The sequence below is a fragment of the Limnohabitans planktonicus II-D5 genome (assembly GCF_001270065.2).
Classification (GTDB): Bacteria; Pseudomonadota; Gammaproteobacteria; order Burkholderiales; family Burkholderiaceae_C; genus Limnohabitans_A; species Limnohabitans_A planktonicus.
Genome location: NZ_LFYT02000005.1, coordinates 150,516 through 164,308 on the forward strand (window position 1 = coordinate 150,516; position 13,793 = coordinate 164,308).

The window sequence follows — 13,793 nt, forward strand, 5'->3', positions numbered from 1 at the left end:
AAAGGCTTTTCGCGAGGCCATGGTTTTTGCAGGAGCCAGCCCTGCTGGCGATGCAGCGCATGTGGACGCTGACTTTTCGCTTGCAGGGCAAGCGCCTTCAGGGAAATGCGCCATGCCGGGACGACCGGTCAAAAACCCACATAGCGCACAAAGTTGGCTTCATCCTCGCGCACCGACTTCACGCTGTTGGCCACAAAGGATTCATCCGGGTAGCCCAAAGCGATGCAGATCATGATGTTCTGGTCATCCGGAATGCCCGCGTGCTCGCGCACCACGGAAGACTGCATGATGCCCTGCCCGTTGATCACCGTGCCCAGGCCCCGCTCCCAGGCGGCCAGCACGATGGCGTGCGACAAAGCCCCCAAATCAAACTGGCTGATTGCGGCAGGTTCAAGGTATTTGTCATAGGTCAGCACCAGCGACACAGGCGCATCGAACTGGCGGAAACCGCGCATCACCCAATCGGTGCGCCGCTCTTTGTCATCGCGGGCGATGCCCATGGCGTCAAACAACTGAATCGCGATGTCCACCTGGCGCTTGCGGTGGATGCCCTCATAGGCCTCTTTCATCGGGAAGTCGCGCTTAGGAGGCACGCCCTTGACCATGTTGTCGGTATTGCCCCGGCGAATGCGGTCCAGCGGCTCGCCCGTGACGACATGTACATGCCAAGGCTGTGTGTTCATCGACGAGGGCGACCATTTGGCCACCGAGAGGATCTCTTCGATGACCTCGCGGGGGACTGGTTTTTGTTGGTAGCCGCGAATACTTTTACGGGCCTTGATGAGTTCTGAAAATTCCATGGACTTGTCTCGATACGTTTGAACAGGCGGCTCGCCTGAGGCTTTGATCTGAGCAACGAAGACTCAGACATGGCTGCATTAAAACGTTTTCAGCAAGACATGCTTGTCTTGCGCATGACTGTGCCCGCCAGCTGGGGCGCTTTACAGTGTGGCCATGATGCATTTTTATGAACCTCACCTGGGCCACCGCCTCAAGCACGACCCGTTCAATTCGATCGTTGGCCCCCGCCCCATAGGCTGGGTGTCCAGCCAAAGCGCCAGCGGTGTGTTGAATTTGGCCCCCTACAGCTTTTTCAACGCCTTCAATTACGTGCCACCCGTGATTGGGTTTTCAAGCATCGGGCGCAAGGATTCGCTGAACAACATCGAGGCGACGGGCGAGTTTGTCTGGAACCTTGTGACACGCGAGCTGGCCGAGGTGATGAACCAGACCTGTGAGGCGGTGCCGCCCGAGGTGAGCGAGTTTGATCTGGCAGGCCTGACACCCGAGGCATCGAAGGTGGTGGGTGTGCCGCGTGTGGCGCAAAGCCCGGTGAGCTTCGAGTGCCGTTGTACGCAAATTTTGCAGTTGCAAGACCTGCAAGGCCAGAAAGTCGACACCTGGATGGTGTTTGGCCAGGTGGTGGGCATCCACATTGACCAGCGCTTGCTCAAGGACGGGGTGTACGACACCGCCAATGCCGGGCACATTTTGCGCGGGGGCGGCGCAGCGGATTACTTCACCATCGGGCCGGAGCAGCTGTTCAAAATGCACCGCCCCGAAAGCGGTGGCCGCGACTTGCCCAAGTGAGGCCTTGCACCCTCCCGGGGCACGGGCAGCGCCAACGGGTGTCACCTGAGGCGCAGGCCAGGCTTCAGAGGCTGATTAAATTTAGCCATCGGCCACACGCCATCGCCCTTATTGATCCGGCACGCTGAAGTTTGAAATGTGTGAGACATGTCATCTTGTAGGTCGGCACTCGAAGAGTCCGACATGATGGGTTCAGTACAGGCCCATGTCGGGGTCTTCGACCGCCAACCTACAACATCTTTGAGCATTGAAAACTTCACAGGACTGAATCAACAGTCGACTGTTGGCCCCAACACCCAGCTCAGGACAAAAGCATGACCGCACCACTCACAGGACAAGTTGCATGGATCACAGGCGGGGGCAGCGGCATCGGGCTGGCAGGTGCCATGGCCTTGGCCCAAGCCGGAGCGCATGTGGTGATTTCGGGCCGCAACGCAGCCACCAATGCCAGCGCTTTGGCGGCGCTGCAGGCCCTGGGCAGTGCCGAGGACCTGCTGCTGGACGTGGCCGACAAGCACGCTGTCAAGGCGGCCGTGCAACAGATTCTGGACAAACATGGGCAGATCGACATCCTGGTGACCAGTGCGGGCACCAATGCCACTCAGCGCAATTTCGACGTGGTCACGCCCGAGGCTTGGGACGATGTGGTGGCCATCAACCTGTCGGGCTTGTTTTACTGTGTGCATGCGGTCCTGCCCGCCATGCGCCAGCAGCAAAGCGGCTTGATCATCAACGTGTCCTCGTGGGCGGGGCTGTATGCGTCCAAGCTTACGGGTCCGGCTTACAACGCCACCAAACGCGCCGTGTTGGCCTTGACCGAGTCCATCAACATGGAAGAGTGCACGCACGGCATCCGCGCCACCTCGCTCTTGCCCGGCGAAGTGGCCACACCCATTTTGGACAAGCGGCCCGTACCGCCGTCAGCCGAGCAGCGCGAATTGATGGTGCAGGCCGAAGACATGGGTCAGGCCATTTTGTTTGTGGCGCAGATGCCCGCTCGCACCTGCATCAACGAACTGATCATTTCCCCCACCTTCAACCGCTTTTACACAGGCGGGCTAGAGACCCCGCCCAAGCGCTGAGCCCGGCGGCATCTCACCCAGCCCATGAGCCAGCTTTTCAGCGACAGCGCCCGGCACCGCCGCATCGGCATTGCGCTGGTGACGGTCACCACCTTGATGTTTGCGGTGCTCGACGCATCGGCCAAGTGGCTGGTGCTCACCCTGCCCGTGATGCAGGTGGTATGGATGCGCTTTCTCACGCATTCGCTGTTTTCCATCGCGGTGTTTGCACCATCGGTCAAAGGCGATTTGCTGCGCTGGCGGCACCCGCGTTTGCAGCTGCTGCGCGGCTTGATGCTGGCGTCCATGACCGCGCTCAATTTCTGGGCCTTGCAGTATTTGCAGTTGGCCGAGACCGGGGCCATGCAGTTTTCCGTGCCGATTTTGATTGCCTTGCTCTCGGCCTGGTGGCTGGGCGAGCGGCTGGATGCCAAACGCTGGCTGGCGATTGCGGTGGGCTTTGCGGGCGTGCTGGTCATCATCCGCCCTGGCAGCCAGGGCTTTCACCCGGCCATCTTGCTCTCGGCCCTCAATGCCATTTTGTATGCACTCTTCAACATGATGACGCGCTACCTGGCCAGCAGCGAAAACCCGGCCACCACGCAAATGACCTCGGCGGTGGTGGCCACTTTGGCGCTGACGCCCGTGGCGCTGTGGCAATGGCAACAACCGGCCACGTTGCTGGAGTGGTTCGTGATGGCCTTGGCCGGTTTGTGCGGCGGCATTGGCCACTACTTTGTGGCTGTGGCGCACCGCTATGCCTCGGCTGCGGTGCTGGGGCCGTTTTTGTACCAACAGATCCTTTACATGACCGTGCTGGGCTGGCTGGTCTTTGGCCAGGTGCCCGACCTGGCCGTGGTGCTGGGCGCCTTGGTGGTGGTGGGCAGCGGCCTGTATTTGCTGTGGCGCGAGTTTCAGGGCACCCACCCCGATTGACACACTCAGCGTCGGATTCACCCGGGTGATGGATTCGCATCGCCATACTTTTTTGCGCTGTACCCTTATAGGTCGGCGGTCGAAGACCCCGACGGATGTGCGCACACCGGCAAGGCCTGAATGAGGTGTATGGATGAGCATGCCAGCGTCGGACTCTTCGAGTACCGACCTACGAGGGCATGTCTGTTGTCGGCGGTCGAAGATGACCGATGAGGGAATGTGTGTTGTAGGTCGGCGGTCGAAGACCCCGACGGATGTGCGCGCACCGGCAAGGCCTGAATGAGGTGTATGGGTGAGCATGCCAGCGTCGGACTCTTCGAGTACCGACCTGCAGCACTCTGGCTTTTCACGGCTTCACCGGACGAGATCGCGATTGCGGACTGGCCTGCGACTCGCAGTCAGATCGGTGACACAAAGCCCGCCGACCAGCGCACAAGATGCGAGGCACGCATGTTGCGCTTGGTCCGTTCATCACAGGAGTACTGCATGTCTTCATCCCCCCGCTGGAAACACCGCCCCCCAGGCTCCAACTGGGGCGACTTCGGGCCCGATGACCAGTGCGGTCGCATGAACCTGTTGACGCCCGACAAAGTGCTGCAAGGCATGCAGGAGGTGCGCACGGGGCAGACCTTCAACCTGAGCCTGCCGCTGGACTTCCCAGGGGGCAACGTGCTCAACCCCCGCAGACAACCGCCGGTGCTGCGCCCCACCTTGCGCGGCGACAAGCCCAACATGAATTACCAACTGTGGTGCGACGACCCGGCTTGCACCGATGTGGTGTGCGACGACCTGGTCATCATGCACTTGCAGTACAGCACCCAGTGGGACAGCCTGGCGCATGTGGGCTCGATGTTCGACGCCAATGGCGACGGCGTGCCCGAGCCGGTGTATTACAACGGCTTTCGCGCAGGCACCGATGTGGTGGGGCCCAGCAGTGGCGCAGGGGCTGGTATTTTTGGTTTTCCGGAGATCGCCCGCGAATCGACATCGGCCGCCAAGGCCTTGGGCATCGAGAAGATGTCCGAGCGCTGCGTGCAAGGCCGCGCCGTGATGATCGACCTGCATGCCCATCTGGGCCGTGAGCGGGTGCGGGTGGGTTACGACCTGCTGATGGACATCATGCGCAAGGACAGCGTGGTGGTGGAGCCCGGCGACATGGTGTGCCTGCACACCGGATTTGCGCAGATGCTGCTGGAGATGAACAAACAGCCCGACCCGCATGCGGTGGAAAATTCGTGCGCCGTACTGGAGGGACGCGACGAGCGGCTGCTGCAGTGGATCACCGATTCGGGCCTGGTGGCGCTGATCGCTGACAACTACGCGGTCGAAGGCTTGCCCGCCTCGCCCCGGCCCGGCAGCTGCGCGGCTTTGCCCTTGCACGAGCATTGCCTGTTCAAACTGGGCGTGCACTTGGGCGAGATCTGGCACCTGACCCCCTTGGCCAACTGGCTGCGCGAGCACAGCCGCCACCGCTTTTTGCTGACTGCGCCGCCGCTGCGCCTGCCCGGGGCCATTGGCTCACCGGCCACACCCATTGCCACCGTGTGATCACCCCCCCGGCGTGATGGGCCTTGGTCACTGAACGTCATCAATCTGGGTTTGCGCTGTTGATCCGGCACGCTGAAGTTTGAAATGGGCGAGGAATATCATCTCGCAGGTCGCCACTCGCAGAGTCCGACATGATGGGTTTCGCCGCAGCCCCCCTGTCGGGGCCTTCGACCGCCGAGCTGCAACATCTTTGAGCATTGAAAACTTCACAGGGCCGAATCCATCAGCAATCTTGCAGGTGACTGCCCGGATCGGTTGGGCATGCTTGAATTGGCCTTGCATAAGCCATCCCCGGAGACAAGCCATGGTTCACTATTTTGACGAAGCCCGCGTGCAGCAACTGCTGAGCGTGCCCGAGCTGCTGCAAGGGATGCGCGAAGCCTTGGTGGCCTTGACGCTGGGCCAGGTGGTGCAGCCGCTGCGCATGGTCATGCCCATTGGCGAGGCCTCTCACGATGGCCTGCTGTTTTTAAAACCCGCTCAGCTGGGCGATGCCTTGAGCACCAAGCTCATCACGCTGGTGCCGGGCAATGCGCAAAAGGGCTTGCCCACGCTGCTGAGCACCATCGTGCTGATGGACCCCGCCACGGGCCAGACGCTGGCCGTGATGGAGGGCAACACCATCACCGCCATGCGCACAGCAGCGGCCTCTGCTGTGGCGGCCGATGCGCTGGTGCCACGCACACCGCAAGTGCTGGCCATGCTGGGCAGCGGCGTGCTGGCCCGCAGCCACGCGCAAATGCTGCGGGCCGTGCGCGAGGTGTCCGAAATTCGGGTGTGGAGCCCCAACGCCGCCAACGCGCAGCAGTGCGCACACGACATTGGCGGCGTGGCCTGCGCGAGCGCCGAAGAGGCCGTGCGCGGCGCTGACATCGTGTGCACCGTGACCAACGCCAGCGAGCCGGTGCTGCAAGGCGCTTGGCTCAAGCCCGGTGCCTTTGTGGCGGCAGTGGGTGCGCCCCGCCCCACTTGGCGCGAGCTGGACGATGCGGCCATGCAACATTGGGTGGTGGCCGACCAGCGCGAAGCGGCCGAAAAAGAATCGGGCGATGTGATGCTCTCGGGTGCGCACGTCGCCGCAGAGATTGGCGAAGTGTTGTGCGGTCGCGTGGCTGCGCCACCTTTAGGCACCACCATCATTTTCAAATCGCTGGGTCAGGCGGTGGAAGACACGGTGGCAGCACGCCTGGTGTACCGCGCTGCTTTGGCCGAAGGCGCTCGCCCATGAGCCGCGCCGATGTGGTGATCGTGGGCAGCGGCGTGATGGGCGCGGCCACGGCCTATTGGTTGACCCGCTTGCAGCCTGGCTTAAAAGTCACGCTGGTCGAATCGGACACGCGTTACGAAAAAGCCTCGTCATCGCTGTCGGCCAGCTCGATCCGCCTGCAGTTCACCTGCCCGGTCAACATACGCCTGAGCCAATACGGCATCGCATTTTTGCGCGAGGCCGAGCAGCACCTTAGCCTGCCCGATCACCCCGTGGCGCTGGGCTTGCAGGAGCCCGGCTATTTGTACCTGGCCCAGCACGAACAAACGGCCGCGCTGCAAACAGCGCACCAGATCCAAAAACACGCCGGGGCCGATGTGGCTTTGCTGGGCCCCGAGGCCCTGCGCCAGCGCTTTCCGTGGCTGAATGTGGACGATGTGGCGCTGGGCAGCTTGGGCCTGAGCGGCGAGGGATGGTTTGACGGCCCTGCCCTGCACCAAGCGTTTTTGAAAAAAGCCATGGCGCAAGGCGTGCAGCGCCTGCACGACCGAGTGGTGGGCCTGGACCACACAGCGACGCAAATCACGGGCGTGCGTTTGGCCAGTGGCAGTACCTTGCCCTGCGGCCAAGTGGTCAATGCGGCAGGACCTTGGGCCGGTGAGGTGGCAGCCATGGCGGGGGTACAGCTGCCCATCGAGGCGGCGCGGCGCACGGTGTTTGTATTGTCGTGCCCCGAGCCATTGGCCCAATGCCCTTTGCTGATTGACCCGAGCGGCTGGTGGCTGCGCCCGGAGGGCCGCTTTTTGATCAGCGGCGCAGAGCCCATGCACACCGAACCTGGCCTGCCGCTGGAGCCCGATTGGGCCGAATGGAACGACGAACAATGGGCGTCTCTGGCGCACCGCATTCCGGCACTGGCGGCTTTGCGGGTGGAGCGGGCCTGGGCGGGATATTACGAGATGAACACCTTCGATCACAACGCCGTGATCGGACCGCATCCGGAGCTTAAAAACCTGTATTTCATCAACGGGTTTTCAGGGCACGGCATGCAGCATGCGGCCGGAGCCGGTTTGGCCTTGGCCGAGTGGATGCTGCAGGGAAAGTCCACCACCATTGCCGTCGATGAACTGGGCTTTGAGCGCCTGCTGAACAACAGGCCGCTGCTTGAACTGCAAGTGATTGGCTAGCCTTGCAGGTGATCGCTCAGTCCTGCAAGTCTTCACGCGCTTCAATCTGCAAGCGCTGCACCACCGCACCACGCGTGCCCGCCACAGCGCGGATGCGCAAGGCCGGACCGGCTTCGAGCACCACGCGGCAGTGGTAATCAAGCCCATCGGTCTGACCCGGGCAGCTGCTGGCAATGCGCCTGTGCCACTGCTGCTTGCCGTCGATCTCCAACGTCAACGCGTGCCAAGCCTCGGCATGGTCTTCGGGCACGCGCACCAAAAGGCTCACATCGATGTCGAACGTGCGTGGCCGCTTCAATGCGCCGGGAATGTTGAGCACGGCCACCGCATCGCCCACCTCGGTGCGCCAGAACTCGGGTTTTGCGCTGGACGCCATGGGCTTCAGGCTTTGAGCAAGGTCTGGAGCTCGCCGCTGTCGATCAGGCGGCGCAGGTCATCGGACCCACCGACCAGCGTGCCGCGCACAAAGACCATCGGGAAAGTGGGCCATCCGGTCCACATCTTCAGGACATTGCGCAAACGCCACTTTGAAAAATAACTGCCGAACTCGATGTACTCGTGCGCCACCCCCGCTGCGGCCAGCGCCTTGCGGGCCTTGCCCACAAACGGGTTGCCGGACAAACCGACCACCACCACAGCATGCTGGGCGATGGCGTTTTGCACCTGTTGGATCACGGGCAAGTGGTGCTCGGCAATGCGTTGGCGAATGGCCGGATGGATGGCCGATTCGGTCAAAAGAGGTCTGGTCATGGGAGTCCTTGGGGGGCCGAAAAATAGGGGTCGAAAAATTTGCCAGTTTTCAGGCTCGGAGGGCATTGGCCCCATCGTGCATGAGTTGCGCGATGTTGGCAGGTCCCAGCAACTGCATGGGGCTGTCGTTGGCCAAATCAATGGCCGCCTGACTGAAGACGCCCAGGCTCATGCAGGTGCATGAAAAAGCATCCCGGCTTTCACGCACGGCCAGCAGTTCGCGCAAATGTTCGGCACCCACGGTGGCCGCTTTCCAGCGTTTGGCACCGACCAAGGTGACGCGGCCATTCTTTTCGATCTGGAAATCGGCTGGTCCCTCGTTCAATCGGGTCACCACAAAGCCCTGCTGCCTGAGCGCTTCTTCGACCAACACCGAAAAATCACGCCAACCCATGCCTCGGGCCTGCTCAACCAGTACTTCGATACGGCTGGCAGATAGGGCGTTTTTTTGTCGCCAAGCCGCTATGACACCAATCACAAAGAACGGAAAGGCACCCAGCATGCCCGCTATTTTGTAGGCCTCAGGCAGCAAAGCCCCGGCCACCAAGGCCACACCGAACATCACCAAAAAGCTCACCCACCACGGGGCGCGTAACAAAGTCGCAAACAGCGACTTTTCGGACATTTTGAATTTCATGGGCAAACAAAGAAGGTCAACGGGTCAAAGGGCAAGCCGCGGCGATAACCGGCGGGGCTGCCGCCAAGGCCCGCCAGTGTAGTGGCTCAAACAACCAAACCCAACAAAGCGCTGAAAAGCCCCCTGTTTTTTCAGTCATGCAAGCGTTGCGCCCTTACGAGAGGGGCTCATCGTCCATTGGTGGATCAGCACAGGCAGCATCAAGGCCACACCCAGCAAACTGATTTTCAGGCCCGGCGCAATCAGGCACAAGGCGCCGATGGTGCACAGTGTGCGTTCCCAACGGTTCATCACCGTCATCAGGTAACCACTGAGCGCCGCAGCCAGCGCCACGATGCCCAGCACACAACCGGTGAAGGTGATGGCAAAGTCGGCCCAGGTGAAGCCCTTGGCCACCAGCAGCAAGGAAGGCGAGAACACGAACACAAAGGGCACCAGCACCTTGGCCAACCCCAGGCGGAAGGCCATGTTGCCGGTCTTGAACGGGTCACCACCGGCCATGCCCGCCGCCGCATAAGCGGCCAGCGCCACCGGCGGCGTGATGTCGGCCAGCACACCGTAATAAAACACAAAGAAGTGGGCCACCAAAGGCTCTACGCCCAGCTGCACCAAGGTGGGTGCGGCCACCGTGACCATGATGATGTAGTTGGCCGTGGTCGGGATGCCGCAGCCCATCAAGATGCAGACGATGCCCGTCATGAACAGCGCCGCCAGCAGGGTCAAGGACTTGCTGTCGGCCATGAAGGCGGGCAACCAGTCCATCAAGAAAGCCGAGATCATCTGCGCCCAGCCGGTGATGATGAAGCTGATCTTGAAGCCCACGCCCGTGAGCGTGACCACACCAATCACAATGCCCACCGTGGCCGCCGCAGCGCCCACCGCCAGCGCGTATTTGGCCCCGGTTTCAAAGGCTTCCAGCAGCACGGCATTGTCAATGCGCCCCACCAGGCCCAACCACTTTTGCCCGGCCCAAATCAGGGCCACGCCCAAGGCCAAAAAGCCCAGCTTGATGGTCTCGCCGTCGCTGCCCCAGTCCACAAACGCCACCAGCGCCAGCAAGACATGCAGCACCACCAGCATGAGCCAGTTGGTGCTGCGGTTGCCCCACACCGTGGTGCTCAAGCCCACGATCATGCAAGACGTAATGCCGGTGAACGCCGCCAAATAAGGCGTGCGGCCCGACACCAAAATGGCGATCAGCAAAGCCAATGGAATCAAGGTGGGCCAGCGCTGACGGAAGGACTCGCGCAGCTTGGGCATTTCTTCTTCGGTCAGGCCGCGCAAGCCGTAACGCTTGGCCTCGAAGTGCACCTGCATGAACACGCCAAAAAAGTGCATGAAGGCCGGCACAATGGCCGCCGCGATGATGGTCTGGTAGGACACGTTCAAAAACTCGACCATCAAAAATGCCGCCGCGCCCAACACGGGCGGCGTGATCTGCCCACCGGTCGATGACGCAGCTTCAACCGCGCCCGCAAACTCGCGCTTGTAACCCACCCGGATCATGGCCGGGATGGTGAGCGAGCCCACCGTGACCGCATTGGCCACCGATGACCCGCTGAGCGTGCCGAACATGGCCGAGCCAAACACACTGACCTTGGCCGGACCACCGGCGTAACGCCCGGCCACGGTGGAGGCGATGTCCAGAAACAACTGCCCCAAACCAATGCGCGTGGCCAACACACCAAACAGCACAAAGTGAAAAACATAAGTGGCCACCACGCCCACCGCCACGCCGTAAATGCCCTGACTGGTCAGGTACTGGTGGTTGATCATTTGGCTCCAGCTCGCACCCGCGTGCTTGAGCAAGCCCGGGAAATACGGCCCGGTCAGGGCATAGGCCGTGAAGCCCAGCGCGATCAAAGGCAAGGGCCAGCCCATGGAGCGGCGGGTGGCCTCGAGCAAGGTGACAAACAGGACCGAGCCCATGACCACGTCCATCGTGTCCGGGTTGCCTACCCGAAAGGCCAGGTCGTCAAACACGTAAGGGATGTACATCACGCTGGCCGCACAGGCCAGGCCCAGCAACCAGTCGATCAGTGGCACACCGCCAATGCTCAGGCGGCTTTTGGACACGGTGCTGCTGGCGTCTGACTTGGTCGCCGCAAACACCAAAAAAATCAGCCCCAACACAAAGGCTAGGTGCACACCCCGGTGGGTGGTCTCGCGCAGCAGGCCAAAACCGGCTGTGTAGAAATGGAAACCCGACAAGATGATGAGCAGCCATTTCACGATCACCGTGGCGGGCGGCAGCGTGGGCCTAAAGCGCATTTCGGGGTCGAACTTTTCTTCGAGTTCCTGCAAATTGCGCACATTGCGCTCGAGGGCTTCGGCCATACCTGTCCTTCACAACACAAGGCACGTAGGGCCTTGTTCACAACACACAGGGCGCCGTGGCGCCCTGTTCAAACATCATCACCCACGACTGGGCGCCTGCAACAATGGCTGGCGATCAGGCCCATGTGAACGACACACTGGGCCTGAAGCACCCCGCATCACTTGAGCAGGCCAGCTTCCTTGTAGAAACGCTCGGCACCGGGGTGGAAAGGAATGCCCACACCCTTGACCGCGTTCTCTTTGGTGATGAACTTGCCTTTGGCGTGGCCTGCAGCCAAGGTGTCCTGAGCGGCTTTGCCATACAGCGCCTTGGTGATCTGGTACACAGTTTCGGCGTCGGCCTTGGCGCTGGTCACCCACTGGGCGCCCATGGCCATGGTCTGCACGGCGGGCACGTCCTTGTAAGTGCCTGCAGCGATCGTGTCCACAGCCAGATAAGGGTTGGTCTTGCGCAAAGCATCGGCCTGTGGGCCGGCCAAAGGCACCAACTCGATGCCGGTGCCACTCGATGCCAATTCTGCAATCGCGCCAGCGGGCGCACCGCCCACAAAGAAGAAGGCATCGAGTGCGCCGTCTTTGAGCTTGTCACCGGCTTGGTTGGGCTTGATGTACTCGGGCTTGATGTCGCTTTCCTTCACGCCATAAGCGGCCAGCACAATGCGGGCATTGACCAAGGTGCCAGAACCTGGCTCGTCCAGCGCCACGCGCTTGCCCTTGAGGTCAGACACCGACTTGATGCCCGAACCCTTTTTGACCACCAAATGGATGCTCTCGGGGTACAGGTTGGCGATCATGCGCAGGTCGGTGACCTTGGGCTTGCCCTCATAAACGCCGGTGCCGGTGTAAGCCCAGGTGGCCACGTCCGACTGCGAGAAGCCCGACTCCAAAGCGCCTCCGGCCACGCCGTTGACGTTGGCCACGGAACCGTTGGTGGCCTGCGCTGTGGCCACGATCTTGCCCGGCTGGCTGACGGCGTTGGCGATCATGCCGCCCACCGGGTAATAAGTGCCTGCGGTACCACCGGTGCCGATGCGGAAGAATTGCTGTGCATGCACGGGGGCAGCCATGGCTGCAGCCAAACTCAAGACCCAAAACAGATGGCGACGCTTCATGTGATTCCTCGTTGAAGAGTTGATAAAACCAGACACTACTGTGTAGCACAACATGTGCCTGATTGGCCACTCAACGCGGCCAGGCTCAGGGTAGACGCTGATATCGATGCCCCTAATGACAAGATGGCATCAATTTGTTCAAAGTGCGCCTTTGACTGCACAAAGGAACGCCATGCATGTTTGCGTATTGGGCGCTGGCATCATCGGCCTGAGCACCGCTTACGAATTGACCCAACGAGGTCATCAGGTCACCGTGATCGACCGCGCAGCACCGGCCGCTGGCGCCAGCGGCGGCAATGGGGCCCAGCTGAGCTACTCGTATGTGCAGCCTTTGGCCGACCCCAGCATCTGGGCACAACTGCCCAAATTGCTGTTTTCACCTTCATCTGCACTCAAGATCAAGCCCCAATGGGACACCCGGCAATGGGTTTGGGTGTGGCAGTTCTTGCAAGCTTGCAACACCGAACAATCGCCAAAAACCACCGCTGAGCTGTTGACCTTGGCCGCACAAAGCCGACAGGTGTTTGATGCCATGCGCGAGCGTGAAAACATGCACTGTGACTTCTCCGCCTCCGGCAAGCTGGTGTTGTTTCGCAACGAAGCCACTTTTGCGGCCGCTCGCCAGCAGATGCTGCTGCAAAAGCAATTGGGAGGGCAAGCGCAGTTGGCTGTGTCGGCATCTGAGGCCTGCGCCATAGAGCCCGCCTTGGCACATCAGCAAAACGATTTTTCAGGCGCCATTTACACCGACAGCGAATGTGCAGCCGATTGCAAACAAGTCTGCGAGGCATTGGCGCAAATTCTCACAGCAAGAGGTGCGGCTTTGCGCTGGGGGCAGGCCTTCAGGCAATGGGTCCCAAAGGGCGATCGGCTGGCGGCCGTCCAACTGGACCCAGGCGAAGAGGTATCAGCGGATGCTTTTGTGCTGTGCACAGGTCACACGGCACCTGCTCTGGCAGCCCCATTGGGTGTGCGTTTGCCGGTTTATCCGCTTAAGGGCTACAGCATCACCGTGGCCACCGATGGCACCGGCCTGGCCCCCAAAGTGAACATCACCGACAGCGCCCGCAAGATTGTTTTTGCGCGGCTGGGGCAACGGCTGCGCGCTGCTGGCATGGTCGAGTTGGTAGGGCAGGACGCCAGCGTCCAGAGCCGTCGAATTCAAACTCTTCAGCAGGCTACTCAAGCCCTATTTCCGGATTGCTCGCGCTACACCGACATCCAGCCCTGGGCCGGCATGCGCCCGGCCACACCCACAGGGCTGCCCATCATTGGGCATCAAGGCGGCCCGCGCAATTTGTTCATCAATGCTGGGCAAGGCGCTTTGGGTTTCACGCTGGCTTTCGGTTCAGCGGTTCAGCTGGCCGATGCCCTTGGCTGAACATTCGGCCCGTCAACAAATGGCCGTGCTACAGTGAAATCCACGTT

General features: G+C 61.3%; 13 protein-coding genes. 7 read left to right on the forward strand and 6 right to left on the reverse strand.

Annotated features, from left to right (window positions below):
* Window positions 1-128: 128 nt before the first annotated feature.
* The gene (locus H663_RS26410; protein WP_053170094.1) at window positions 129-800 is read right to left on the reverse strand and encodes a nitroreductase; all 672 of its coding nucleotides are present in this window, start codon (window positions 798-800) and stop codon (window positions 129-131) included.
* Between the two features lie 154 nt (window positions 801-954).
* Between H663_RS26410 and H663_RS26415 the strand changes: the two genes are divergently transcribed.
* From H663_RS26415 to H663_RS26440, 6 genes are all read left to right on the forward strand, one after another.
* The gene (locus H663_RS26415; RefSeq protein WP_053170097.1) at window positions 955-1,590 is read left to right on the forward strand and encodes a flavin reductase family protein; all 636 of its coding nucleotides are present in this window, start codon (window positions 955-957) and stop codon (window positions 1,588-1,590) included.
* Window positions 1,591-1,904: 314 nt separating this feature from the next.
* Window positions 1,905-2,672, forward strand: a complete 768-nt coding sequence (locus H663_RS26420) for an SDR family oxidoreductase (RefSeq protein WP_053170099.1) — start codon at window positions 1,905-1,907, stop codon at window positions 2,670-2,672.
* Between the two features lie 24 nt (window positions 2,673-2,696).
* Window positions 2,697-3,587, forward strand: coding sequence for a DMT family transporter (locus tag H663_RS26425; RefSeq protein ID WP_053170101.1), 891 nt, complete (start codon window positions 2,697-2,699; stop codon window positions 3,585-3,587).
* A gap of 486 nt (window positions 3,588-4,073) precedes the next feature.
* Window positions 4,074-5,135, forward strand: a complete 1,062-nt coding sequence (locus H663_RS26430; RefSeq protein ID WP_053170103.1) for a cyclase family protein — start codon at window positions 4,074-4,076, stop codon at window positions 5,133-5,135.
* 304 nt (window positions 5,136-5,439) lie between these two features.
* Complete coding sequence (locus tag H663_RS26435) at window positions 5,440-6,363, forward strand: ornithine cyclodeaminase family protein (RefSeq protein WP_053170104.1); 924 nt, start codon at window positions 5,440-5,442, stop codon at window positions 6,361-6,363.
* Window positions 6,360-7,529 (forward strand): NAD(P)/FAD-dependent oxidoreductase, encoded by a 1,170-nt coding sequence (locus H663_RS26440; RefSeq protein ID WP_053170106.1) that lies wholly within the window; start codon window positions 6,360-6,362, stop codon window positions 7,527-7,529. Before H663_RS26435 ends, H663_RS26440 begins: the two co-directional genes overlap by 4 nt.
* A 16-nt stretch (window positions 7,530-7,545) precedes the next feature.
* Here the strand turns inward: H663_RS26440 and H663_RS26445 are convergent, their stop codons facing one another.
* From H663_RS26445 to H663_RS26465, 5 genes are all read right to left on the reverse strand, one after another.
* Window positions 7,546-7,905: a hypothetical protein gene (locus tag H663_RS26445; protein WP_053170108.1), complete on the reverse strand. Its 360-nt coding sequence runs from the start codon at window positions 7,903-7,905 to the stop codon at window positions 7,546-7,548.
* A 5-nt stretch (window positions 7,906-7,910) separates the two neighbouring features.
* Entirely contained in the window at window positions 7,911-8,279 is a 369-nt protein-coding gene (locus H663_RS26450; RefSeq protein ID WP_053170110.1) for a glutaredoxin domain-containing protein, read from the reverse strand.
* A gap of 49 nt (window positions 8,280-8,328) precedes the next feature.
* On the reverse strand, window positions 8,329-8,916 hold the full coding sequence (locus tag H663_RS26455) for a restriction endonuclease (protein WP_053170112.1): 588 nt from the start codon (window positions 8,914-8,916) through the stop codon (window positions 8,329-8,331).
* Window positions 8,917-9,051: 135 nt separating this feature from the next.
* Window positions 9,052-11,253, reverse strand: a complete 2,202-nt coding sequence (locus H663_RS26460; protein WP_053170114.1) for a TRAP transporter permease — start codon at window positions 11,251-11,253, stop codon at window positions 9,052-9,054.
* A gap of 158 nt (window positions 11,254-11,411) precedes the next feature.
* Entirely contained in the window at window positions 11,412-12,365 is a 954-nt protein-coding gene (locus tag H663_RS26465) for a TAXI family TRAP transporter solute-binding subunit (RefSeq protein ID WP_053170116.1), read from the reverse strand.
* A 172-nt stretch (window positions 12,366-12,537) separates the two neighbouring features.
* Between H663_RS26465 and H663_RS26470 the strand changes: the two genes are divergently transcribed.
* On the forward strand, window positions 12,538-13,746 hold the full coding sequence (locus H663_RS26470; protein ID WP_053170119.1) for a D-amino acid dehydrogenase: 1,209 nt from the start codon (window positions 12,538-12,540) through the stop codon (window positions 13,744-13,746).
* Window positions 13,747-13,793: the final 47 nt, after the last annotated feature.

What these genes read in the sequence shown, in the direction of transcription:
- H663_RS26410 (WP_053170094.1), bottom strand. Translation starts at nt 800, where the DNA reads ATGGAATTTTCAGAACTCATCAAGGCCCGTAAAAGTATTCGCGGCTAC.
- H663_RS26415 (WP_053170097.1), top strand. Translation starts at nt 955, where the DNA reads ATGATGCATTTTTATGAACCTCACCTGGGCCACCGCCTCAAGCACGAC.
- H663_RS26420 (WP_053170099.1), top strand. Translation starts at nt 1,905, where the DNA reads ATGACCGCACCACTCACAGGACAAGTTGCATGGATCACAGGCGGGGGC.
- H663_RS26425 (WP_053170101.1), top strand. Translation starts at nt 2,697, where the DNA reads ATGAGCCAGCTTTTCAGCGACAGCGCCCGGCACCGCCGCATCGGCATT.
- H663_RS26430 (WP_053170103.1), top strand. Translation starts at nt 4,074, where the DNA reads ATGTCTTCATCCCCCCGCTGGAAACACCGCCCCCCAGGCTCCAACTGG.
- H663_RS26435 (WP_053170104.1), top strand. Translation starts at nt 5,440, where the DNA reads ATGGTTCACTATTTTGACGAAGCCCGCGTGCAGCAACTGCTGAGCGTG.
- H663_RS26440 (WP_053170106.1), top strand. Translation starts at nt 6,360, where the DNA reads ATGAGCCGCGCCGATGTGGTGATCGTGGGCAGCGGCGTGATGGGCGCG.
- H663_RS26445 (WP_053170108.1), bottom strand. Translation starts at nt 7,905, where the DNA reads ATGGCGTCCAGCGCAAAACCCGAGTTCTGGCGCACCGAGGTGGGCGAT.
- H663_RS26450 (WP_053170110.1), bottom strand. Translation starts at nt 8,279, where the DNA reads ATGACCAGACCTCTTTTGACCGAATCGGCCATCCATCCGGCCATTCGC.
- H663_RS26455 (WP_053170112.1), bottom strand. Translation starts at nt 8,916, where the DNA reads ATGAAATTCAAAATGTCCGAAAAGTCGCTGTTTGCGACTTTGTTACGC.
- H663_RS26460 (WP_053170114.1), bottom strand. Translation starts at nt 11,253, where the DNA reads ATGGCCGAAGCCCTCGAGCGCAATGTGCGCAATTTGCAGGAACTCGAA.
- H663_RS26465 (WP_053170116.1), bottom strand. Translation starts at nt 12,365, where the DNA reads ATGAAGCGTCGCCATCTGTTTTGGGTCTTGAGTTTGGCTGCAGCCATG.
- H663_RS26470 (WP_053170119.1), top strand. Translation starts at nt 12,538, where the DNA reads ATGCATGTTTGCGTATTGGGCGCTGGCATCATCGGCCTGAGCACCGCT.